This window comes from Peptoclostridium sp. (assembly GCF_009881055.1).
GTDB lineage: Bacteria > Bacillota > Clostridia > Peptostreptococcales > Peptostreptococcaceae > Peptoclostridium_A.
Genome location: NZ_WXFG01000020.1, coordinates 13,250 through 35,376, shown reverse-complemented (window position 1 = coordinate 35,376; position 22,127 = coordinate 13,250). Strand labels below are relative to the sequence as shown.

17 protein-coding genes and 1 tRNA gene are annotated in these 22,127 nt (G+C 44.3%); 10 read left to right on the top strand and 8 right to left on the bottom strand.

Features of this window, described 5'->3' with window-relative positions; genetic code table 11:
* Window positions 1-12: 12 nt before the first annotated feature.
* From argH to GT589_RS04615, 3 genes are all read left to right on the top strand, one after another.
* Window positions 13-1,326, top strand: a complete 1,314-nt coding sequence (argH, locus tag GT589_RS04625) for an argininosuccinate lyase (RefSeq protein WP_293396694.1) — start codon at window positions 13-15, stop codon at window positions 1,324-1,326.
* Between the two features lie 167 nt (window positions 1,327-1,493).
* The gene (gene argS, locus GT589_RS04620; protein ID WP_293396691.1) at window positions 1,494-3,194 is read left to right on the top strand and encodes an arginine--tRNA ligase; all 1,701 of its coding nucleotides are present in this window, start codon (window positions 1,494-1,496) and stop codon (window positions 3,192-3,194) included.
* Between the two features lie 6 nt (window positions 3,195-3,200).
* Window positions 3,201-4,118 (top strand): hypothetical protein, encoded by a 918-nt coding sequence (locus GT589_RS04615; protein ID WP_293396688.1) that lies wholly within the window; start codon window positions 3,201-3,203, stop codon window positions 4,116-4,118.
* Window positions 4,119-4,181: 63 nt separating this feature from the next.
* On the opposite strand, the gene GT589_RS04610 is transcribed toward GT589_RS04615, so the two are convergent.
* From GT589_RS04610 to GT589_RS04590, 5 genes are all read right to left on the bottom strand, one after another.
* Entirely contained in the window at window positions 4,182-4,376 is a 195-nt protein-coding gene (locus tag GT589_RS04610) for a hypothetical protein (protein ID WP_293396685.1), read from the bottom strand.
* A gap of 193 nt (window positions 4,377-4,569) precedes the next feature.
* Window positions 4,570-7,212, bottom strand: a complete 2,643-nt coding sequence (adhE, locus tag GT589_RS04605; protein ID WP_293396682.1) for a bifunctional acetaldehyde-CoA/alcohol dehydrogenase — start codon at window positions 7,210-7,212, stop codon at window positions 4,570-4,572.
* A gap of 463 nt (window positions 7,213-7,675) precedes the next feature.
* Window positions 7,676-8,698 (bottom strand): stalk domain-containing protein, encoded by a 1,023-nt coding sequence (locus GT589_RS04600; protein WP_293396679.1) that lies wholly within the window; start codon window positions 8,696-8,698, stop codon window positions 7,676-7,678.
* 111 nt (window positions 8,699-8,809) lie between these two features.
* The gene (locus GT589_RS04595) at window positions 8,810-9,943 is read right to left on the bottom strand and encodes a double-cubane-cluster-containing anaerobic reductase (protein WP_293396903.1); all 1,134 of its coding nucleotides are present in this window, start codon (window positions 9,941-9,943) and stop codon (window positions 8,810-8,812) included.
* Between the two features lie 302 nt (window positions 9,944-10,245).
* Window positions 10,246-10,321 (bottom strand) — tRNA-Pro (locus tag GT589_RS04590).
* A 149-nt stretch (window positions 10,322-10,470) separates the two neighbouring features.
* Here GT589_RS04590 and GT589_RS04585 point away from each other — a divergent pair.
* A complete protein-coding gene (locus GT589_RS04585) occupies window positions 10,471-11,226 on the top strand; it encodes a glucosaminidase domain-containing protein (RefSeq protein ID WP_293396676.1) in 756 nt (251 codons plus the stop codon).
* Window position 11,227: 1 nt separating this feature from the next.
* Here GT589_RS04585 and GT589_RS04580 read toward each other — a convergent pair whose 3' ends face one another.
* Complete coding sequence (locus GT589_RS04580; protein ID WP_293396672.1) at window positions 11,228-11,596, bottom strand: hypothetical protein; 369 nt, start codon at window positions 11,594-11,596, stop codon at window positions 11,228-11,230.
* 91 nt (window positions 11,597-11,687) lie between these two features.
* On the opposite strand from GT589_RS04580, the gene GT589_RS04575 reads away from it, so the two are divergent.
* Entirely contained in the window at window positions 11,688-12,071 is a 384-nt protein-coding gene (locus GT589_RS04575; protein ID WP_293396669.1) for a bactofilin family protein, read from the top strand.
* 57 nt (window positions 12,072-12,128) lie between these two features.
* Here GT589_RS04575 and GT589_RS04570 read toward each other — a convergent pair whose 3' ends face one another.
* Entirely contained in the window at window positions 12,129-12,722 is a 594-nt protein-coding gene (locus GT589_RS04570; RefSeq protein WP_293396666.1) for a zinc dependent phospholipase C family protein, read from the bottom strand.
* A gap of 281 nt (window positions 12,723-13,003) precedes the next feature.
* Here GT589_RS04570 and GT589_RS04565 point away from each other — a divergent pair, with 281 nt between their 5' ends.
* Entirely contained in the window at window positions 13,004-14,773 is a 1,770-nt protein-coding gene (locus GT589_RS04565; protein ID WP_293396663.1) for a B12-binding domain-containing radical SAM protein, read from the top strand.
* A 13-nt stretch (window positions 14,774-14,786) separates the two neighbouring features.
* Window positions 14,787-15,926 carry a tetratricopeptide repeat protein gene (locus GT589_RS04560; protein WP_293396660.1) on the top strand — a complete coding sequence of 380 codons (1,140 nt, stop codon included), beginning with the start codon at window positions 14,787-14,789 and terminating at the stop codon, window positions 15,924-15,926.
* Window positions 15,927-16,059: 133 nt separating this feature from the next.
* Here GT589_RS04560 and GT589_RS04555 read toward each other — a convergent pair whose 3' ends face one another.
* A complete protein-coding gene (locus tag GT589_RS04555; RefSeq protein WP_293396656.1) occupies window positions 16,060-17,409 on the bottom strand; it encodes a transposase in 1,350 nt (449 codons plus the stop codon).
* Window positions 17,410-17,494: 85 nt separating this feature from the next.
* On the opposite strand from GT589_RS04555, the gene tnpA reads away from it, so the two are divergent.
* From tnpA to glgB, 3 genes are all read left to right on the top strand, one after another.
* Window positions 17,495-17,914, top strand: coding sequence for an IS200/IS605 family transposase (tnpA, locus tag GT589_RS04550; protein ID WP_293396653.1), 420 nt, complete (start codon window positions 17,495-17,497; stop codon window positions 17,912-17,914).
* Between the two features lie 223 nt (window positions 17,915-18,137).
* On the top strand, window positions 18,138-20,099 hold the full coding sequence (locus GT589_RS04545) for a glycoside hydrolase family 13 protein (protein ID WP_293396650.1): 1,962 nt from the start codon (window positions 18,138-18,140) through the stop codon (window positions 20,097-20,099).
* Window positions 20,100-20,113: 14 nt separating this feature from the next.
* Entirely contained in the window at window positions 20,114-22,105 is a 1,992-nt protein-coding gene (gene glgB, locus GT589_RS04540) for a 1,4-alpha-glucan branching protein GlgB (RefSeq protein ID WP_293396647.1), read from the top strand.
* Window positions 22,106-22,127: the final 22 nt, after the last annotated feature.

Genomic DNA, 22,127 nt, shown 5'->3' with positions numbered 1-22,127 from the left:
GGTCATGTGATTATGAAGCTATGGGGTGGAAGATTCAAAAAAGAAGAGAGCAAGCTCATGGAGGACTTCAACAGCTCGCTTTCATTCGACAAAAGGCTCTATAGAGAGGACGTAAAAGGCAGCCTGGCACATGTCAGCATGCTTGTCAAATCTGGCATACTCAAGAAGGAAGAGGGCACAGTCATATCAGACGGCCTTACCGGACTCCTAGAAGACATAGAAGCAGGCAAGCTTGAAATAGGTGGAGACTATGAAGATATACACTCCTTTATGGAGTCAAATCTCATAAAGAGGATAGGAGACCTTGGCAAGAAGCTTCATACTGCAAGGTCGAGAAATGACCAGGTGGCTGTAGACATGAGGATGTTTGCCAAGGACAACGCAAAAATGCTCGAAAGCGAGCTTCAGGAGCTGCTTGATACAATCAAAAAGCTGGCTGATGCCAACAATGTTATAATGCCGGGCTATACGCACCTTCAAAGAGCACAGGTTGTTACCTTCAAGCACCATATGATGGCCTACCACAGCATGTTCTCGCGTGACAAGAAAAGAATAGCAAATGCCATAGAAATTCTTGACGAGAGTCCGCTAGGATGCTGCGCGCTTGCAGGCACGACATATGACATAGACAGGAAGCATACTGCCAAAGAGCTAGGATTCAAAAAACCTGTGGACAACTTTATGGACGGAGTCAGCGATAGAGACTATCTTTTGGAGCTGTGCTCGTGCTTCTCCATAATAATGATGCACATGAGCAGGCTCAGCGAAGAGCTCATACTCTGGAGCAGCCAGGAGTTCAAGTTCATAGACATGTCAGATGAGTTTTCAACTGGCAGCAGCATAATGCCTCAGAAGAAAAATCCTGACGCCGCAGAGTTGATAAGAGGAAAGACGGGCAGGGTTTATGGAAGCCTCATATCGCTGCTTACGACAATAAAGGGCCTGCCGCTTGCATACAACAAGGACATGCAGGAGGACAAGGAGCAGTTCTTCGATTCGCTTGATACTGTGACTGCATGCATAAGGGTTATGAGCGGAATGCTATCAACTCTCAAGGTCAACAGCGAAAACATGAAGAAGGCTGTAAAATACGGATTCCTAAATGCTACAGAGGTTGCAGACTACCTTGTAAACAAGGGAGTGGCATTCAGGGATGCGCACGGCATAGTAGGCGAAATAGTAATATACTGCGAAGACAAGGGTTGCGCAATAGAGGAACTTTCTCTGGACGAATTCAAAAGATTCAGCCCTGTATTTGAAAATGACATATTTGAATTCATAGACTATGACAATATACTGAAAAAAGGCATAAAAAAATATCTATAGTTAAAATAAGAGAAAATGAAGGTTTTTTACCTTCATTTTCTTTTCATGCTTGATTTTATGTCGTTTTTTATATATCATTGTAATGTTATTTTTTATATGAATATAAGAGAATATGTCGGCCTTTGATTTTAAAAGGCGTGATTCACAATATACGGGAGGGAATCTTAATGCGAGATTACAAACAAGACGTCGTTGAACTCTTGGCGTCGAAGATAGATCAACTCGAGAGGGCAGAGATAGCCGAGCTCATAGAAGTGCCGCCTAACAAGGATATGGGGGATTATGCGTTTCCGTGCTTCAAGTTGGCAAAGGTTTTCAGGAAGGCGCCAAACATGATAGCTGAAGACATAGCGCAGCTGCTTGAAAAAAATGAGGCTGTTGAAAAGATAATGCCGGCCGGCGGGTATGTCAACTTTTTCGTTAACAAGGCGTCAATGGCGGAGACCGTTATAAAGGAAGTGCTATTAAAGGGAGACAGTTACGGAAACAGCGACTACGGCAAGGGAAAGACTGTAATAGTCGAGTTCTCGTCGCCCAACATTGCAAAGCCATTCCACATAGGCCACATAAGAAGCACGGTTATAGGCAATTCGATATACAAGCTGCATAAGGCCATGGGATACGATGCTATAACTGTAAACCATCTTGGCGACTATGGAACACAATTCGGCAAGCTTATAGTGGCAATAAAAAGGTGGGGCGACCTCCAGGTGATACAGCAAAATCCTATACAGGAGCTACTGAAGATATACATCAAGTTCCACGAGGAGGCCGAAAAGGAGCCGGTGCTTGAAGACGAGGCCAGAGCGTGGTTCAAAAAACTCGAGGACAAGAACGAGGAAGCTGTCCAGCTGTGGCAGTGGATAAGGGACGTTTCGCTCCAGGAATTCAACAGGGTGTACGGTATGCTGGGCATAAGCTTCGATTCATATGCTGGCGAGAGCTTCTATTCAGACAAGATGGACAAGGTAGTCAAAGTAATGGAGGATAAAGGTCTCCTCAAAAAGTCGGAGGGCGCCGACATAATAGACCTTGAAGAGTATTCAATGCCGCCGGCGATAATAAGAAAGAGCGACGGTTCGACCCTGTATATAACAAGGGACATAGCTGCTGCAGTATACAGGAAGGAGAACTATGACTTCTTCAAGAACATATATGTAGTGGCTTCTCAGCAGAACCTTCACTTCAAGCAGTGGATTAAAGTGCTTGAGCTGATGGGGTATGACTGGGCTGGCGACTGCGTGCACGTGCCGTTTGGGCTTGTAAGCCTTGAGGAAGGCACTCTTGCCACAAGAAAGGGCAGGGTTGTATTCCTTGAGGATGTCCTGAACAAGGCTGTAGAAAAGACTATGGAAATAATAAGGGAGAAAAACCCGGACATAGATAATGTTGATGAAGTTGCAAGACAGGTTGGAATAGGAGCGGTAATGTTCCAGGAGCTATACAACAACAGAATAAAGGACTACGTGTTCTCATTCGACAAGACGCTTTCATTTGAAGGAGAGACAGGACCTTATGTGCAGTACACTCACGCCAGGGCGTGTTCCGTACTGAGAAAGGCCGGTTCTTATGACAAGTCTGCCGTGGATTACAGCGTGCTTACAGGCGAAGACGAATTCAGCGTAATCAAGGAGCTTGAGAGGCTTCCTGGGGCTATAGAGGATGCATGCGCAAAAAATGAGCCACACATAGTCTCAAGATATGTTATGGATCTTGCAAAGGCATTCAACAAGTTCTACCACAACAACCAGATAATAATAGAAGACGAGAAAGTCAAAAATTCAAGGCTGGCGCTTGTTGACGCAACAAGACAGACAATCAAGAATTCTCTGGCTCTGCTTGGAGTGCAATCGCCAGATAGAATGTAGAATGCCATGCAGACTAAGATAATAAAATCTATTGAAAGCGCTTTTTGCATAGACGACGAATATGCAAGGGACTTGTTGAAGCTGCTTGTCAAGTCGCTTGCAACTGATTCGGCAACAGGCGCTACTGTGCTTGATCACGCTAGGCTCAAATGCGAGCAGGTTTACTACAAGTTTTATGGCGTTCAGCCAAGAAAGCTTGAGTATGCAATTTTACCGATGATACCCTTGATTGCATCAAACAAGAAAACAAGGGGGCTTTTAACTGAAGAGCTCTCAGGCATAGTGGATGCCAGCAGCGACAAGGTCAAACGCTCAGACATTCAAATTGCATATCTGCTCGCTGCATTCTCATATAACAGCATGCTGAAGAACAGAAAGCTGGAGCTGGCCAATCTGACTGAGGGTATGCGGAACATGCTTTTGGATTGCAGCGAAAGGCCGGAGGGCACCCCGGAAATAATTGCCTTTGAAAAATCAAGGATATATGCAATACAAAAATTGGACAGGCTGCAGAGGAAAGACAGGGAAGGCATAAGCGGAAAGACTCCGATAGACGGGCTTATGCAGGTGCTGTTTCAGCTTTTCATAGAAGATTGCGAAGAAAATGATGCAGAGCTGTCAAGCTTCAAGGGTTTTTATGCAGGAGCCCTTGGAATGAACGGAACATTTGAAGGCGGCAGTTTCATAAAAAGCCTCTGTGAATACGTATACAAGCTCAGAGAGGGATTGATTAAGAAGGAAGGCTTTGGCAATGTTGGTTGCGATCCAAGAGGCCTTGTGCTGCTAAAGGAAGGCGAATGCTCAGAAGATCCGATACTGGGAAGGGTATGCGCAAAAACAGTCCGTCTGGACGGCGATGTACTAAGCATAAGACTGGATGCAAAGTCGGGCGAATATGTATTTAGGTTTAAAAGGAAGCAGTAGCTTAAAGCGCCAGAACTGAGAGCCATAAAAAGGACCTTCAATGAAGGTCCTTTACTTTTAGGTTTATTTTTCCAGAAAATGCAAAAATTCATCCTGGGTGGAATTAGTCAGAAAGCAGAGTTCTTCCAATATATTTTTTCTCAAGCTTGAAAATTCATCCAGCTTAGTGTTCTCGTATGTAAATTCAAGGGATTTGAGTATCAAGAGAAGGTCACGCTTTGAGATGTTTTCTATAGAGAGCTCGTTAAATGTTTCCATAAAATGTTTTCACTCCTTTGGCTGCATCGACCCAGTGGCAGAATGCTTATTCACAATAAATATTCTACCATAAACTCAACGCCTTTTGTAATTGTAGAGACATAAAATTATAAGAATTTCGACTTTGAATTTAAAAGGAGGCCTCCCTGGAATTATTCGCTCATTCCAAAGAGGCCTCTTTAATAATATATATTTATTTTGCTGATATGGTGTCGGCTTTTCCGTATGCTCTTTTGAGTATGTCAGCTAGCTCTGTAACTAGAGGCATTCTTGGATTTGCAGGAGTGCACTGGTCCTCGAAGGCCTTGTCAGCAAGCTCGTCTACTTTTGCAAAGAATTCTTTTTCACCTATGTTGCAGTCTTTTATTGTCATCGGGATGTTGACTTCCTTCATTAGGTCTTTAACTGCCGCTATAAGAGACTTGACACCTTCTTCAGTAGTAGCTGATTTCAGGCCCAGAGCCTTGGCTATCTGCGCATATCGCTTGTCTGCCACAAATTCCTTGTATTTAGGGAAAGCTGCAAACTTAGTAGGCATTGAAGCATTGTACTCTATTACGTGAGGCATGAGTACCGCATTTGCCCTTCCGTGAGGTATGTGGAATTCTGCTCCAAGCTTGTGAGCCAGCGAGTGATTTATGCCAAGGAAAGCATTTGTGAACGCCATTCCGGCCATGCAAGAGGCGTTGTGCATCTTCTCTCTGGCCTCTCTGTCGCTGCCGTCCTTGTAAGCCTTTGGAAGATATTCGAATACCAGCTCGATGGCTTTTACAGCAAGGGCGTCAGTGAAATCCGTAGCCAGCACGGATACATATGCCTCTATTGCGTGAGTCAGCACATCAAGGCCTGTATCTGCTGTAACACTTGGCGGAACAGTCATGACAAAGTCAGGATCAAGTATAGCAACGTCAGGAGTCAACTGGTAGTCGGCAAGAGGGTACTTCATATTGTTCTTCTTGTCTGAAATTACCGCGAAAGCTGTAACCTCTGAGCCTGTTCCTGAAGTGGTAGGTATAGCTATCATCTTGGCATGATTGCCAAGAGTAGGGAATTTGAAGGTTTTCTTCCTTATGTCAAGGAACTTGAGCCTTAGGCCATCAAAGCTTGTTTCCGGGTGTTCATAGAACAGCCACATTCCTTTGGCAGCATCCATTGCCGAACCTCCGCCCAAGGCTATTATAGTGTCAGGCTTGAATTTTCTCATCAGATCCGCTCCGGCCATTACAGTTTCAACACTCGGATCAGGTTCTACATCTGAGAATATTTTTATAGTTACAGGATTCATCCTTTTTCTTAGATGGTACATAACCTTTTCAACATATCCAAGATCAAACATCATCTTGTCAGTGACTATCACAACTCTCTCTATGTCGTCCATTGCCGAAAGGTACTGAACAGAACCGAATTCATGGAATATCTTTTCAGGTATCTTGAACCACTGCATGTTCACTCTTCTCTTCGCCACCTTTTTTATGTTGATCAGATTTGCAGCTGAAACGTTGTCTGTAGTGGAGTTGTTTCCCATAGAGCCGCAGCCTAGAGTTAGAGAAGGTATTTTGTTGTTGTATAGGTCTCCTATAGCTCCATGAGTAGAAGGAGCATTAACTACAAGTCTTCCAACCCTAACCTTCATGCTGAAATCAAGTATAATATCGTCGTTGTTCGAGTGGATGACAGCAGAGTGACCAAGGCCGCCGAACTCTGTCATTTCAACTGCGCGCTGAATGCCTTCCATGCTGTTTTTAACCTTAAAGCATGCGAGTACAGGGCTTAGCTTTTCGCGAGAAAGCGGATTTTCAGGACCTACGCCGTCAAGCTCTGCAACGAGAATCTTAGTGTCTTCAGGAACACTTATTCCGGCCAAGCTGGCTATCATATATGCGCTCTGTCCGACAATAGCCGCATTTACAGCTGTTTTGTCGGCATTTAAAACTGCAGATTCAAGCTTGGCTATCTCATCTTTTTTGACAAAGTAGCACTTGTAATGCTTCATTAGACCTACGGCCTCGTCATATACTTCCTCGTCGATTATTACAGCCTGTTCAGAAGCACATATCATTCCGTTGTCAAATGTTTTTGAAAGTATAAGGTCTGTAACCGCCTGTCTAACGTCAGCACTCTTTTCGATGTAGCATGGCACGTTTCCGGCGCCAACACCGAGTGCCGGTTTGCCTGAAGAGTAGGCAGACTTGACCATTCCAGGACCTCCGGTGGCAAGTATGAGAGATACGCCACTATGCTTCATAAGCTGATTAGAGGCTTCGATTGAAGGCTCTTCTATCCACTGTATGCAGTTTGCGGGTGCTCCGGCCCTTATGGCAGCGTCCCTTACTGTCTTGGCGGCTTCAACAGAACACTTCTGGGCTGAAGGGTGGAAGCTGAATATTATTGGATTCCTTGTTTTCATAGATATTATTGATTTGAACATTGTAGTCGATGTTGGGTTGGTGACAGGTGTGACTCCTGCTATTACTCCAATAGGCTCGGCTATGTGTGTAAAGCCTTCCTCCTCGTTTTCATAAACAACGCCCACAGTCTTGTCGTCTTTTATGCTGTTATATATATATTCTGTGGCAAAAAGATTCTTTGTCATTTTATCTTCGTATATACCCCTGCCTGTTTCTTCAACAGCCATCTTTGCCAGGCTCATGTGTGAATCAACGCCAGCCAGTGCCATCTGCTTGACTATTTTGTCTACAGCACCCTGGTCAAGCTTTAAAAATTCCTCTCTGGCATTAGTCGCATTTTTTACAAGCAAATCAATGCTCATTTTTACAGCATCGGCGTCATTTTTTATATTCTTGTCGACACCGACAGCTTTTTTCTCGTTAGCCATTACAATACCCCCTGAAAGTTTGATAGTTATTTAACCAAGTAATTGTATTAATGATACTATCGATTCAGTATATTGTCAACACAAATAATATGCGTAAAGCCACAAATGACTAAAAACAACAATTAAATAGTATGTCACATTGAATAGATATTAATGGAGACTACATTGCATTGGATATTTTTTCACAATTGTTTTTTATTTTATACATAACGGGCGGGATTGCAAGGTTTCACTGAAAAACATCTGCCAGCAGTGCGGAGACAATATTTTGTGGACTTTTTTTATACACAATACAATCCGGGAAAACGTATGTACAGTAAAAGTGCACAAAAAAGAGAACATCTATAATACTATAGATGCTCTCGTATATAATGCATATTTATTTTTGTGGTTTACTCTTAAACATATCAAACATTATCATTAGGATATATTTCGCTGAAATGTAATAATGAAGTTATATGATTTAATCGATTGATACATCGCCACCTGAGTCAACAGTGAATTCAACCAGGACATCGCCGTTGTCTGTGTCCTCGATAGTACCTTCTATATCAGCGTCTTCGAAGTCATCAAGTATGTCATCTACTATGTCCTGAAGATATCCGTTTATGTCGGAATTAGTAAGTTTATCCCATTCATCGAGGTAATCGTCTCCCGCAAATGTTATATCAACCAATATGTCGTCTTCATCGCCATCAAGGTTTATGTCGAATTCGATATTTTCGAAATCTGAATAGTCATCATTAAGCTGGTCTTCTAAATCTGACAAATCTGCGCCATCAGTCGACACATCGCCGCCTGAGTCAACAGTGAATTCAACCAGGACATCGTCGTTGTCTGTGTCTTCGATAGAACCTTCAATGTCAGCGTCTTCGAAGTTATCAAGTATGTCATCTACTATGTCCTGAAGATATCCGTTTATATCTGAGTTTGAAAGGGCATCCCATGCATCCAAGTAGTCGTCTCCAGCAAAAGTGATTTCAACCAGTATGTCGTCCTCGTCGCCGTCAAGGCTTATGTCGAATTCTATATCCTCGAAATCGGAATAGTCATCATTAAGCTCATCTTCAAGGTCGTTCAAATCGTCTTTTGATGATTCAGCGTCATCAAGCTGCTTCTTCAAATCCGCAATTTCAGCTTTAAGTCTGTTAATTTCAGCATTTTGCTGCAGTATCGTATTATTCAGAACCGCAACATTTGAACCGGGCTTATCAGTAATAGTGATCGATGAAGTGGCACCGTCCCAAGCTACATTCTTGCCTAGAATTTCAGAAATAGCTCTGACTGGAACGTATGTACTGTCGTTCATTATGAAAGGTTCAAGCGGCATTTGTACCTGCGTGCCATTTGCCACTATCTTAATGTCACGATACCACGCATCCACTGTCTTTTTCAGTACAGAGGCGTGGGAATACTGAGCTGCCGGCAGTATCAGGATACTAAGCATTACAACAAATGCAACTACCATTTTTTTCTTTTTGAACATACTAATCCCTCCTGTTGTTTTGTAAACATGCAATTATTATACTATCATAGTATAAACATCTCCTTTAATTATACCAATAAAAAGTAATAAATCTGTGATATATAATTTTTTTTAAAGCATTTCGATGAAAGCTTCAATTCTTGTTGAAAGTTGTCCAATGTCAGACTGCGAATAGTCGGTTTCAATTGCCATATAAGGAGTATCCTTGTTCTGGGCGACCTTTCTTATTACGGCTGTTTCTACATTGTAGGTATGGCAGGATTGAAGAATGACATCAACAACACCATCTATTTTGTACTCGTCAATGTATTGAGATATCATACTCTGCCTGTGCCTGTTGGGGCTCATGCAGGCACAGCCTGAAGTCAGGTATCTTTCTGCAAGTGCATCAATAGGGTCTTTGTTTTCGCTCACAAGATCGTCAATATCCTTTGCGGAAGAGCAGTTTTCAAAACATACGACGACCCCGCCGTTTTCTTCAATCAGCTTTATGACCTTTTCGGTAGAATCTCCTAGTGGAGAGCCTGTAACTAGTATTCTCTTGGCATCATTCGGCACGCTGCTGCCGCTTGCATAGTATTTTTCCTTTATTCGCTTTGTCAGTTCTCTTATATTTTGGATTTCAACGTCCTTGTCTGCTATGTAGAGAGTTCCCTGGAGAACCCGTCTCATGTCAAAACCCCAGATGGGAGGGGGGCACAGTTTTCCAAGCTCGTAGAATTCTCTTTTTGCTTTTCTCTCCTCGTTTCTAATTCTTATGGTTCTTCTTATGTCTTCTGCAGTTATTTTAACGTCAAGATTCCTTTCAAGAGCGTCTTTAAGTCTCAACAGCTCGCTTTTATACAGGCTGCGGGCGTCTTCTCCTTCAGGTGTCTGCGGTATGTAAACTACATGGATTGGCTTTATATCGCCGAGCAGCTCATACATCTTCTTTTTGCCGTCGCAGGTAGTTTCACCTATCAGCATGTCGGAAAAGTAAAAGTAAGGGCACTTGTCAGTAACTGCAAAGCCGTAGCTTGATTTTATGAGAGGGCATATGTTTCTAGGAAGGTGTTTTTCACCGTCGGGGATAGTCTCTTCATGCATGCCGCAAAGCCATGCAGAAACAGCACCAGAAGCCGCAATAAGCTCCCACGGAGCAAAGCCGCAGTATACACCCACAACCTTCCTTCCATTATCCTTGAGCTCCTTGATTTTCAAAAAACCGTCCCGCCTTGCATCGCTGAATTCCTGAATTTTCTCCATTATATCCACTTTAATTAAAACCTCCATCATATTTTAAAATATAGTTGTGCAAATGCTATGAATGCTATTCGTCACAATAAATTGTAGACATAACAAGGCAATCAGTCTAATTGAAATAATAAATGAATTTAACGGCGGATATAAAATATCGATATAGTAAAAAAGCCAAGGGGACGGTTCTTGTGGCAAACGAGCTACAAGAACCGTCCCCTTGGCTTTTTCGGGTTGCAGTAAAATTGTAGTCAGATAATACAAAACGGCATCAGAAATCACAATATGATCTCTGATGCCGTTGATTTTACTGGTCGGAGTGACAGGACTTGAACCTGCGACCCCTTGACCCCCAGTCAAGTGCGCTACCACCTGCGCTACACCCCGATAGTTAGTTTGAATTCATATACATATTATAAGCATTTAGGTTTATTTTGTAAATAGCAAAAGAAAACAGAGGAAACGCATTTGCTTTTGGGTATATAAACAAGAAGATATTTTGGTGTTCTGCCATGAGCATGTAAAGGGGTGATAACATGGTCAAGGGCGCAATATATATAATAGCGGCAGTGTTTAGTTTGTTTGCTGTCACGTCAATTGCAGATATAATAAGCGGACTTTATGAAAAAAAGCTTGGAATGGCGAGCATGCAAACCTTGAATGAAACATATGACAACAGTTCGGACTTCGAATATGAAAAAGCATATCAGCTTAGCGCTGATATTTCGGAGTTTTCCAAGAAGGCAGTATGGCTTAAGGCGGATCTGGAGAATATAGCGAGCGTGGCGGCGAGTGCAGCCTTGCAAGAAAGCGCCAAGGCGCAGGAAAAGCCCAAGACCGCCATGACTAGCAGCCAGTATCTTAGACTGGATCTTTCTCAAATCAGCGGATATACTAAGAGCGACATTGACAAGCTGACAGTTGGCACTTCGCTTGAGGGCCTGGGTGAATATGTGATAGCGGCAGAGCACCTTCATGGAGTTAATGCGCTTTTCATAATTTCAGTGGCGCAGCATGAGTCGCAATTCGGAAAATCAAGGATTTCAAAGATGAAAAACAACCTTTTTGGGATAGGGGCGTACGATGCGACTCCTTACAGAAGTGCAAAAAGATTTGCATCAAAGCAGGAAAGCATAATGAAATTCGCCAGCCTGATAAGAACTGGTTATTTCTCAAAAGGGGCTTTAAGCGTTGAGGATATAGGAGCAAAGTATGCATCTGACAAGAACTGGTCTACAGCTATAGCTTCGCTTATGCAAAAGAATGCCGTGCTTATTGAGGGAGGCAGATAGCCTATCTGTTAATATTTTTTATGAACTGGCTCTTTTCAAGCTGATTCTTATACTCAATAACCTTCTCCAGTTCGCTTTGGGCCGAGCTCAGCTCGGTAGAGAGCGAATCCAGCTGGGCTTCGAGTGTTTTGTTTCTTGCTTCGAGCTTCTCGCATTTTTGCAGCAGAGCCCTATTGCTATCTCTGATTGCGAAATATCTTGAGCTTGCCTGTACATAGAGCAGAGAGCTTGCCAAGAGCAGGGATATCAGCAGTGAGAGCGCGAGAAATCCGGCAAGCTGATTTACCTGGAGGCTTCTGGGCCGGCCGCTTATAGAGTAGAAATGTATTGTGATTTTTTCGCTTACGATTCTGTCCTTTATTCGCTTCATTAGGTTCACCTCTTCAAAAATACTGATTAGTTAATATTTAGCCACAGAAGACGCTTTTTAATCAAATAGAAAATTATCGGGGGTCTGGAACATGATAAAAAATGACAAGGTTAAGCTGGGGTACCAAAAGATAATAAGCATGGGCAACACGACAATAATATCAAAGGATTGCAGAATAGTGGGCAATATCTCGGGAAACTGTGATATCACTGTGGCAGGAGAGGTGTATGGAGACGTTACAACCGAGCGAAGCGTCATAACAGAGGAAAATTCAATAATAAGAGGCGACATAAAGAGTACGGGGGCGTTCATTAAAGGCGAGGTGCGAGGCAGCATAAGAGTCGATGGAAATCTAATAATAGGCGATACTGCAAGGGTTGAAGGCGACATAGAGTACAGGAGCATGTCAATAGAAAAGGGAGCCTTTTTCAGCGGTAAAAGCAGCGTTATAGATGAAGATTCGAAAAAAGAATAGGTAAGCGTGTAATAAAAAAAGGCTGCTGATAGCTCAGCAGCCTTTGCTGTATTCAAATTAAAATGATGCGGCCTTCTGGAGTGCATCTGATGTTACTAGTGAGTTCTCGACAACTAGTATTCCTACTGCGGAAGATACATTTATTGAGCCGTATATGTCGGTTATGTATCCTGATTTGCTATTCTTATATTCAAGATGTAGCTCTTCTATGAATTTCACTATGTTTTGTCTTTCGGCATTTTGGATGTAAGGCGTGTTAACGCTCTTTATGCCTGAAAAACTCTTGAATTGCTCATGGAGCTTGTTCTCGTATGAGAGATGCTCGCGAAGCTTGTCATGGAAATACTCCCTGTTATGGTGAGGAAGGCAGAAAAAGTCTGAAAGAAAATGGCTCACTATGCCTAGCCTGAGCGAAAAAGCATCTATTGAAAGCTGATTTTCGTAGAGGCCGCCGGCTATGAGTTTTTCTATCTGGTCTATAACAAAATCAAAGCTCTGCTCCTTGTAATGCTTCTTGACAGCCAGTGAAGGCCATAGGTCGGGCATCATGTTCCCAAGCGAAAGAAGCTTTTTGTTAAGCGATATTCCAAGCCTGTTTTCTATGTTTTCGCTCATGTGAGCTGATATCACGCTGTGTGTCTGTGCTAGCAACTTACCACCCTCTTTTCTCGATAGTTGTCTGGATTAAAATTGCCTACATCTAATATTTTATGACAATATAAATAAAACCGCAAGTTAAAAAGAATTAAATTCTGGATTTTTGTGACGGCGATAAGGGCGTGGGGACGCTCCGTTTACAGCTAGGCGTTGATTTGCAGTCGGTGCGGAATAATATGGATATGATTTTTTTTTTGTGTTAATATATACTGTGGCTGAAAGTGCCAAGAATTAAAAAGTTTGGCCCGAAAGAGCCAAACCAGAGGTGATAACTAATGAGAGTGGTCATAGCTTCGCTTAACTCTAAATATATACACACAAACCTTGCTATAAGGTACCTTGAGGAATTCTGCAGAGGACTTGAAGGCATTGAAGTTGAGATGGCCGAATATACCATCAACATGGACAAGGACAGGATACTCCGGGGGCTTTTCGACAGGAATGCGGACATTGTGTGCTTTTCATGCTACATTTGGAACATAGAAGCTACACTGGAAATTGTCGGAAATCTGAAAAAGGTGGCTCCTGGAGTCAAGGTGCTGCTTGGGGGCCCGGAGGTGTCTTTCAACCCCAGACAGGTCATGGAAGGATGCAGCTGCGTTGACTATATTGTCTCGGGCGAGGGAGAACTCACCCTGCGCGAGTTCCTGCTCCGCATAAAATGCGGCCTGGATTTGTCTGGAATTGAAGGCCTGACCTTCAGGAGGTCGGGCGAGGTTGTGCAAAATAGCGCCAGGCGCCCCATGGAATCGCTAGACATAGTAGGGAGCCCATATATAGGCGGCAGAATGGATGAATTCAAAGATAAGATAGTATATTATGAAAGCTCGCGCGGCTGCCCTTTTAGCTGTCAGTATTGCATGTCTTCAATAGAAAGAGGTGTCCGATATTTCGACATCGGGAGGGTGAAGAGAGAACTCAAGGTGTTCCTCGACGCAGGCATAAAGCAGGTCAAGTTCATAGATAGAACATTCAACTCAAACGGAAAAAGGGCTGCGCAGATACTAAGATTCCTGATGGAAAACGACAACGGCCATACGAATTTCCACTTCGAAGTGGCAGCGCACACAATAGACGAGGAGCTGCTTGGCATATTCAAGACTGCAAGGAAAGGGCTATTCCAGATAGAAATAGGAATACAATCTCTCAACAGCGACACGCTGAGGGAGATAGGCAGGGGTCAGAATTTCGAAAGGATAAAGAGCGTTGTAACTGAAATTGCAAGGGCTGGAAGGGTGCACCAGCATGTTGATCTAATAGCAGGGCTGCCGCACGAAAGTTTCGAAAGCTTCAGGGAGTCCTTCAACGGAGTATTCGACCTTGGAGCAGACCACCTGCAGCTTGGATTTTTGAAGCTGCTCAGGGGCGCCCCTATAAGCAGGGAAGCAAAGCTTAGCGAACACGGATATGTATATAGGGCAAACCCTCCATATGAGGTTTTGCAGAACAATTATATCAGCTTCGGTCAGCTTGCTAGGCTAAAGGAGATTGAGGAGCTGCTTGAGCTCTATTGGAATTCCCATAAATTCAACCAATCCTGCAGTTACATCATAAAAAACCTGTACGCAGACGACGCTTTTAAATTTTTCGAGGAGTATGCAGAATACTGGCACTACAGCGGCTATTATGAAATCGGTCACTCGAAGGACTGTTTCTACAGGCTGCTGCTTGAATTTTGCAGCTGCAAGGGCTTTGAGCAGCTAGATGTCATAAGGGAGATGCTCAGATACGACTACCTGTGCTTGGGCAAGACTTCCCATATACCAGACTTCATGGCAGGAGAAACCTCTGAGGATTTCAGGGAGTGGAGCCTTGCACTGCTGCGGGATGAAGACAGGCTTGAGGCTCTGATTCCGGGATATGTGCGCGGTGAACATAAGAGCTTTGCACGAAGAGTTCACATTGAGCGGTTTGAATGCGACATTAAAGCCCTTACTGAAGCTAAAAATTCAATAGCGCTGAAAAAACGCCAGGCTGCCTTGTTTGTATATCCTCAGGCGAAATCTGGCAAAGACTCTGAAATATATTTTGTCAACTTGGACTGATTGGAGTGTGGAAATGAAATCTAGAATAGAAAAATACCTGATGGAAATGACAAGAGAAATTTCTTTCATAACAATAGAAAAGAGCGAGGAGTTATTGCTGAGCGGCTATAATGTGCCTGCTAAAGGGCTCGACGTGCCGGTGCTTACAAGCGAGCTTTCCGAGCTTATAAAAAACGGCAAGGCAATAAACGGCATAAGCGCCGCTTCAATAATAAAAGGAATTGTCTACATGCTCGGAATTGACCCGCAGTTTCCAAGCAACGCAGAATACAGGAAGCTGCTTGAAGCCCTTGGTACCGACATAAAAGGCTACATACAAACGCAGGGTGTAAACCTTGCAAATGCCGGAAACCTAAAGGCTGCGGCGGTTTATTTCAAGGCCCTGCTTGAGCTCGATGAAAAAAACATAAATGGAATATACAACTATGCGTTGGTTTGCCAGGATATATCGAAGGATTGCGCCCAAAGAGGTGAAGTAAAGGCTGCGGCCGACTACTCAAAGGAAGCCAGGCAGGCGTTTGAACTGGTCGTTGAGGAGTATCCCGATTTTGCAAAAGGTTATTACAACCTTGGCTTTTATTATTTCAGGGCCGGTGACTACGCCAGGGCTAAGGATACTTGGCAAAAAGCCATAGACAACGGCATAGAAGACGAGTTTATAGGTGAGATAGAAGAGTTGCTTGGCGTATGCGGCGAAAAATTCGACATACAAGACGGCATAAACATGGTGCTTGAAGGAGATCCGCAGGGCGGCCTTGAAATGCTGCTGCCCCATGTAAACAAGCATGGAGGAGACTGGAAGCTGCTGTTTTTCGCGGGACTTGCCTACAGACAGCTTGGGGAGGTTGACGAGGCGCAGCTGTATTTTGGCGACATATTAAAGCTGGATCCCCAAAATGCAGACGCAATGGTCGAGCTGGGACTCTGCAGCGCTGTGAAAGGTGAGTTGGACGAGTCGCTTTCCTATTTTAAAAAAGCACTCGAATTGCGACCAGACAATCCGGAAATACTATGCAACATAGGCATGACGTATCTGAGCATTGGAGATTTGCAAAGCGCTCGCGAGCATATATTGAGATCATATGAGCTTGATCCTGAGGATGAAATTACAATAGAGTGCATGAAAGAACTTGAAAAAAACGAAAACAGATAGAAGTGAACCTCTCCCACCAAATCAAGATTTGGAGGGAGCATCCCGACTGCTTTAACAGCCGAGCTTTCTGACTTGAATACAGTAATGCCGCGCACAAGTCCTCCGATGGTGCTGGAGGATAACAGCAAAGGGGTTATATGGCTTTGACAAGACTAATTAACGAAGCCAGAACGCACCTGGTTCTGGACGCAAGCTCTGGAACTTTAGCCATAGCTTGCGACCTGTCCTTTTCAGGACAGGTTTTTAGTATTGCTCCTATAAAGTATCTCGCACCTATGTTATAGGATGCGTTGAGATCGGCGTGATATTTCTTGCCAGTCTTGAACTCACACAGGTCTTGCTTGGCGTTTCGAATCACAGCTCCGCTGCCATCGAAGGCGAGCTTTGACGTGTTCGCAGCGACAACCCTTGAGAATCTTATGCCAAGGGAATGAGCCTTGTGCTTGACCTTGTCTTGGATTCTATTTTTGGCCCAGTGCTGAAGCTTGAGCCTGAGCTTTTGGACTTTGCTGGTTTTGCCCCTTGGGTGTTTGAATTTGCCAAGATACTCAAAAACTATCGCAGTGGCTCCATATTTTTGGGCAAACGCCACTATCTTGTTTACGGTGTCTTGGACTATTTGCTTTTGAAGGTTGTTTATTTTTCTCCAGTGGTTGGGGAGCTTGTTTTTGCTGTTTATGCACGACTGCTGCTGAGCTTTCTTGAGCCTGCCCAGTCTTGAAAGCATTCGGTCTTTTTCTACAGGCTGGTTTATGAACAACCTGCCTATGACAGTTCCATCTGCTTTCATGGCACAGCAAACAGCAGTGTTTGTAAGTCCCAAGTCCACTGCGATTATAGTCTGCTCGTTAGGTTTTTTGTCGCAAAGCGTTACTGTGGCCTTGCATGGCGTGTGCAGGTAAAACCTCCTGCCTTTCTTTACAAGGGAAGGGCTGCATTCCTTGTAGCCGACAAGCCTTTTAAGGCTGTCGCCTTTGAAGGATATGTCCTGCCAAACCCAGTCGCCACCCTTAAAGACCTTGATGCTTGCCGAGTTCTCGCCAGTTCGGATGAACATGTTCTTCTTGTAGAAAACGGGGAAGGCGTAATGGCTGTAGCTCAGCGTCGGCGGCTTGTCCTTTAGTGTTTTGCCCTTGGCTTCGAACTCTGCTTTTTTAAGCTCCCAATTGGACAGGTTTGACCTGTGGCTCTTGACGATGCCGTAGGCATCGGCTATAGCCGACCTCCTGAAATAGCTCGGGAACTTGTAGAAAAGCTTGTCGAACTCGCCGTACCTTTGATTGGGATTGTCGGCGGTCTTATGCATGAGAAGCTCTGCAAGCGGCACCACGCTTTTTACGGTAGTGCATGCGGAAAGCGAACTCCATTCAGCATCTATGACCTTTATTGCAAACGAAAGGGCACTTCTGTAAATGCCAAGCGTGTCCACAAAGGCGTCGCATCTGGTTGTTATTTTGTTTTTCAGTGTTTTTGACACCTTCATGAACTCACTCCTTTCGCTGGAAATCGAAACAGCTTTATGCTATAATTATACCAAACAAACGTTTGGTTGTAAAGGAGGAGTTTCCATGAATGATGATTCTTACAGCAAAAACAGGCATGCATGCTTTAAGCTGACATACCATTTGGTTGTAGTGACAAAATACAGGCACAAGTGCATAACGCCAGACATGCTTTGGATGATGCAGGAAATCACGCAAGGCTTCCTTGAGAATTGGGGATGCACGCTTATCGAGTTTAATGGGGAGGCTGACCACATACATTTGCTTTTTGAGGCTACGCCACAAGTGCAGCTCTCAAAGTTGGTTAACAGCTACAAGACGGTCACCTCTCGGGCGGTCCGCAAGGAGTTTTCAGAGCATCTTGCCCAGTATTACTGGAAGCCGTATTTTTGGAGCAACAGCTACATGGTCCTCTCCACTGGCGGAGCTACGATTGAAACTATAAAAAAATACATCCAACAGCAGGATGTTCCAAAACAGCAATGAAAAAACGGGCTAACCCCGCCTAAATCAATAGATTATAGACGGGGAATGCGCCCGCAAAGATTTTGTTCAAATGTTTAAAAAAAGGACAACCTTAATTCGAGGATGTCCTTTTATATTTGAATTAATCGGGTATAAACATCATATTAGCTATACATGCGGCTTCACTTCAAATGTTTATTCGATGAAGCATGTGTGAAACCGGAGCATAAAGGGGGACAGCGCATTGGGCACGACAAATATTATACACAATTCACATGACATATACTTTAAAAAACCTTTTGGAGCCATGACATGCGGACAGTCTGCCGTTCTTAGAATAGCCGCAAGCGCTGAAGAGGATGTCAAAAACGTATGGATTGTAATGCATGAAGAGGGCGCCCATGGAGTCTATGAAGAGATTGCGATGCTCAGGGAAAATCAAAAATCGGGAATTAATATTTTTTATGCGCAGATAAATATGCCATTCAGGACGGGCATCATGTGGTATTATTTCAAGATAGAAGTTTCAAACGGTGTATTCTTTTACGGCAACAACAGCCATCAGGCAGGCGGAGTCGGACAGATTTACGCCCTTCAGCCAAAACCATATCAAATCACGGTGTATTCCGAGGAGTTCGACACGCCGGCATGGTTCAGACAAACTGTGGTCTATCAGATATTTCCTGATAGATTTTTCAATGGAAACGAAGGCAAGAAGATATACAACAAGAAAAACAACAGTCTTATATACTCGCATTGGGACGATACGCCGTTTTATGTCAAGGATGACAAGGGCGAGGTGCTCAAGTGGGATTTCTTTGGAGGCAACCTCAAAGGGATAATAAAAAAGCTGGACTACCTGAAAAAACTGGGAGTCGGCTGTATATACCTGAATCCCATATTCGAATCGCAAAGCAACCACAGGTATGATGTATCGGATTACAGGAAGGTTGACGGCATGCTAGGAGACGACGTCTTGTTCAAGAAGCTTGTAAACGAAGCAAGAAAGAAAGGCATATCAATAGTGCTTGACGGAGTGTTCAGCCATACAGGCAGCGACAGCATATACTTCAATATGTACGGCAGGAACGACGATTTGGGAGCCTACCAGTCGAAGGATTCCAAATACTACAGATGGTACAAGTTCGAATCGCATCCTGAAGCATACAAGAGCTGGTGGGGAATAAAATCGCTTCCTGAGGTCAATGAGCTTGACGAAACGTACATAGATTACATAATAAGCGGAAATGACAGTGTGCTGAAGCATTGGACGGGAATGGGAGTAAAGGGTTGGAGGCTCGATGTGGCAGACGAGCTTCCGGATGAATTCATAGAACGCTTCAGGGATACGCTCAAAAAAATAGATAATGAGGCTGTTCTCATTGGAGAGGTCTGGGAGGATGCATCCAATAAGATAAGCTACGATAAAAGGAGGACATATATTCGAGGCAAAGGCCTGGATTGTGTAACCAACTATCCCTTCAGGCGCATAATGCTGGATTTCATGTTCGGGGAAAAAAGTTCAGGAGAAACGGCGCAAATGCTTATGAGCTTGTATGAAAACTATCCCTCCAAGGCGTTTTATTCGAATTTGAATCTGATAGGCAGCCATGATGTTCCAAGAATACTCACGTTGCTTGGAGGTGCTCCCGAAAGCGAAAATATGAGCACGACTCAAAAATATAAGTACAAGCTGGATTCAAGCATGAGGCAGCTGGGACTGAAAAGGCTCAAACTGCTGAGCCTTGTTCAAATGACTTTTCCGGGAGTGCCGTGTATATACTATGCCGACGAGGCAGGCGTTGAGGGCTATGAAGATCCCTTTAACAGGGCGGCGTACCCTTGGGGGAAAGAGGATATTGGATTGCAGGCATGGTATAAACATTTTATGCAGCTCAGGAATGAAAATGACGCATTCAAGGTGGGAAGCTGGAGACCTCTTGAGCTTCCGGATGACGTGTTTGGATTCACAAGAAGCACTGCCGGCGGAAGTGGCATTTTCGGAGAAAAGGCTGCTGACCAGCTTTTTATAGTGCTCATAAACAGAAATCCGTCAGGTATATCCAGTTTTGAAATCAAGCTTGATGAGTGCGATTCAATGGTTTTTGAAGAAATTCATACTGGTGAAGAGTTCTTGTGTAGTGCGGGAATTCTTAAAATTTCGCTCGAAGGTTTCTCGGCCAAAATACTAAAGAAAAAGGATTAGAAGGGGTTGCTCATATGAAGGCAAAAAGCGTTGATTATATATTTCCGGATGATTTTTTTGTATATCTGTTCAATGAAGGCAGATATTATCACAGCTACAATATAATGGGGGCGCGGCTGGCAAGCCATAATGGCAAAAACGGCACTGTTTTCAACGTCTGGGCACCCAACGCCAAAAGCGTAAGCGTTGTGGGGGACTTCAACGGCTGGAACGGAAAGGGCTTTGAAATGAAGAAGGTTAAGAATTCCGGCATATGGAACATATTCATAGAAGGGCTTTCTGAAGGGGATATATACAAATACGAGGTGACAGCAACAGCCGGCCGGAAGATTCTCAAGGCGGATCCATATGCGCTTTGCTCCGAAAAGAGGCCGAATACGGCATCTGTAATAAAAAAGCTAAACGAGTACGAATGGAATGACGAGTCGTGGGAGTCCGCTAAAAAGAAAGAGACTTCGTATGACAAGCCGGTCAACATATATGAGTTGCACATGGGCTCGTGGATGAAAAAGCCGGATGGAAAGTTCTACAGCTACCGCGAGCTGGCCGACAAGGTGACTGACTATGTACTGGAGATGGGATATACACATGTAGAGCTGATGCCTATAATGGAGCATCCGTTTGACGGGTCCTGGGGTTACCAGGCTACAGGGTATTTCAGCGTAACGAGCAGGTACGGCACCTCCGATGATTTCAAATACTTCGTGGACATATGCCACCAAAGAGGCATAGGAGTGATACTCGACTGGGTTCCGGGGCACTTTTGCAAGGACGAACACGGCCTTTTCAGGTTTGACGGGACGCCGACATACGAATATTCAAGTCCGCTCAAGGGGGAACATCCAGAATGGGGTACAGCCAATTTCGATCTTGGAAGACCTGAAGTGATAAGCTTTCTTATATCAAATGCTGTTTTCTGGTTTGAAATGTTCCACATAGACGGTCTGAGAGTGGATGCGGTAGCAAACATGCTATATCTAGACTACGGCAGGCGCGACGGTCAGTGGGAGCCCAACAGGTACGGCGGCCGAGAGAACATTGAGGCGATAGAGTTTCTCAGAATGCTCAACAAGACGGTGTTCAGTTACTATCCTAATGCTCTCATGATAGCCGAGGAATCGACGGCCTGGCCGCTTGTGACAGCTCCCGTGCACATTGGAGGGCTCGGCTTCAACTACAAATGGAACATGGGCTGGATGAACGATATGCTCGAGTACATGAGCCTGGATCCGGTCCACAGGAAGTGGAACCACAACTTGATAACCTTCTCGCTGACTTACGCGTTTTCTGAAAACTACATACTCCCGCTTTCTCACGACGAGGTTGTGCATGGGAAATACTCGCTTATAGGCAAGATGCCAGGGGATTACTGGCAGAAGTTTGCGAACCTGAGACTGCTGCACGCCTATATGGCTGCGCATCCCGGCAAGAAGCTGATGTTCATGGGTGGAGAATTCGGGCAGTTTGTGGAATGGAACTACTCGCGCGAGCTCGAGTGGTTCCTGCTCGAGTACGACATGCACAGCAAGACAAAGCACTATGTTGAAAGGCTCAACAAATTCTATAAGGACGAGAGGGCGCTGTGGGAGGTCGACCACGACTACAGCGGCTTTGAATGGATAGACCTGCATAACTATCAGGAGAGCGTGGTGGCCTTCATGAGAAAGGGCAGGAAAAAGGAAGATTTCTTAATCGCAGTATTCAATTTCACGCCTATGGAAAGGCACGGTTACAGGATAGGAGTGCCATACATGGGAGAGTATGAGACTGCGCTATGCAGCAACAGTGAAGAATTCGGAGGCAATGGAAGGTGCATGTGCAGCGAGTTTTCCGCAACGCAGACTCCGTGGCAAAGCCAGAAGCATTCGATAATGCTCGACCTGGGTCCGCTGAGTGCAGTGTTTATAAAGCCTAAAAACATAGTCATACCAGAAGGTGAAACCGGAGCTCCCCAAAACGGAACAGACAGGAAAAACGTTGGATTTTCAAACTATCATGCAAGATAGTTGTTTTAAGCGGGGTTTTATG

What these genes read in the sequence shown, in the direction of transcription:
- argH (WP_293396694.1), top strand. Translation starts at nt 13, where the DNA reads ATGAAGCTATGGGGTGGAAGATTCAAAAAAGAAGAGAGCAAGCTCATG.
- argS (WP_293396691.1), top strand. Translation starts at nt 1,494, where the DNA reads ATGCGAGATTACAAACAAGACGTCGTTGAACTCTTGGCGTCGAAGATA.
- GT589_RS04615 (WP_293396688.1), top strand. Translation starts at nt 3,201, where the DNA reads ATGCAGACTAAGATAATAAAATCTATTGAAAGCGCTTTTTGCATAGAC.
- GT589_RS04610 (WP_293396685.1), bottom strand. Translation starts at nt 4,376, where the DNA reads ATGGAAACATTTAACGAGCTCTCTATAGAAAACATCTCAAAGCGTGAC.
- adhE (WP_293396682.1), bottom strand. Translation starts at nt 7,212, where the DNA reads ATGGCTAACGAGAAAAAAGCTGTCGGTGTCGACAAGAATATAAAAAAT.
- GT589_RS04600 (WP_293396679.1), bottom strand. Translation starts at nt 8,698, where the DNA reads ATGTTCAAAAAGAAAAAAATGGTAGTTGCATTTGTTGTAATGCTTAGT.
- GT589_RS04595 (WP_293396903.1), bottom strand. Translation starts at nt 9,943, where the DNA reads ATGGAGAAAATTCAGGAATTCAGCGATGCAAGGCGGGACGGTTTTTTG.
- GT589_RS04585 (WP_293396676.1), top strand. Translation starts at nt 10,471, where the DNA reads ATGGTCAAGGGCGCAATATATATAATAGCGGCAGTGTTTAGTTTGTTT.
- GT589_RS04580 (WP_293396672.1), bottom strand. Translation starts at nt 11,596, where the DNA reads ATGAAGCGAATAAAGGACAGAATCGTAAGCGAAAAAATCACAATACAT.
- GT589_RS04575 (WP_293396669.1), top strand. Translation starts at nt 11,688, where the DNA reads ATGATAAAAAATGACAAGGTTAAGCTGGGGTACCAAAAGATAATAAGC.
- GT589_RS04565 (WP_293396663.1), top strand. Translation starts at nt 13,004, where the DNA reads ATGAGAGTGGTCATAGCTTCGCTTAACTCTAAATATATACACACAAAC.
- GT589_RS04560 (WP_293396660.1), top strand. Translation starts at nt 14,787, where the DNA reads ATGAAATCTAGAATAGAAAAATACCTGATGGAAATGACAAGAGAAATT.
- GT589_RS04555 (WP_293396656.1), bottom strand. Translation starts at nt 17,409, where the DNA reads ATGAAGGTGTCAAAAACACTGAAAAACAAAATAACAACCAGATGCGAC.
- tnpA (WP_293396653.1), top strand. Translation starts at nt 17,495, where the DNA reads ATGAATGATGATTCTTACAGCAAAAACAGGCATGCATGCTTTAAGCTG.
- glgB (WP_293396647.1), top strand. Translation starts at nt 20,114, where the DNA reads ATGAAGGCAAAAAGCGTTGATTATATATTTCCGGATGATTTTTTTGTA.